Origin of the sequence: Pseudomonas sp. NMI542_15 (genome assembly GCF_021283425.1) — a bacterium.
GTDB lineage: Bacteria > Pseudomonadota > Gammaproteobacteria > Pseudomonadales > Pseudomonadaceae > Aquipseudomonas > Aquipseudomonas fortuita.
In genome coordinates, this window is the sequence record NZ_JAJSRO010000068.1 from 1 (window position 1) to 1,055 (window position 1,055).

At 61.2% G+C, this 1,055-nt stretch carries 1 protein-coding gene; it reads left to right on the plus strand.

The features are described 5' to 3' along the window. The coding region (locus LU684_RS30435; protein WP_332880197.1) for an immunoglobulin-like domain-containing protein at window positions 1-1,055 on the plus strand (1,055 nt) is incomplete at both ends.

Here is a 1,055-nt window from a genome sequence, read left to right on the forward strand (position 1 = left end):
AAGTCGATCACCGACATTTCGGTCTCGGGTGACACCAAGTTCGAAAACCTGGTGACCGATAAGACGCCAGTGACCACTACCGTCAGCGACGAGCCAAACGGCGCCGGGAACCTGGTGAAAGTCAGCATCACGCCGGTCACCGACACGGTGAACGAAGCGACTGCGCCGACCTTCAAGGTGACCCTGAACCAGGCCATCGATAAGCCGCTGACCGTGCTGCTGAGCACCGGTGAAACCGTGGTGTTCGCCGCTGGCGAGACCACCAAGACCATTTCGGCGCCTGCCCAGGGCGATGACGTGTTCATCGACAAGGGCCAGATCACCGTCAGCATCGACAAGGCCACCGTCACCGGTGCGCCGCTGGAAAACCTGCAGATCGGCGACCCGGCCACTGTCAACGTGACCGACACCATCAGCAAAGTCACCGCTGTCCTGTCGGTGGATAACACCGCAGTGGTGGAAGGCGGCAAGATCACCTACACCGTAACCCTGATCAGCGAAGACACCAAGCTGCCAGTGACCGGCCACGGTGGTGTGACCGTGACCCTGACTGGCGGCACAGTCGTGACTATTCCGGCGGGTTCTGCTTCGGGTACCGCCTTCGTCACTGCACCGAACGACCTGTATGCCGGTGGCCAGCCTGCGATCACCAAGTCGATCACCGACATTTCGGTCACCGGCGACACCAAGTTCGAGAACCTGGTGACCGACAAGACCCCGGTCACCACTACCGTCAGCGATGAGCCGAACGGCAACGACAACCTGGTCAAGGTCAGCATCACTCCGGTCACCGACACGGTGAACGAGGCGACTGCGCCGACCTTCAAGCTCACCCTGAACCAGGCCATCGATAAACCGCTGACCGTCCTGCTGAGCACCGGTGAAACCGTGGTGTTCGCCGCTGGCGAGACCACCAAGACCATCTCGGCGCCGGCCCAAGGCGATGACATCTTTGTTGATAAAGGCACCATCACCGTCAGCATCGACAAGGCCACCGTCACCGGTGCGCCGCTGGAAAACCTGCAGATCGGCGACCCGGCCACTGTCAACGTGAC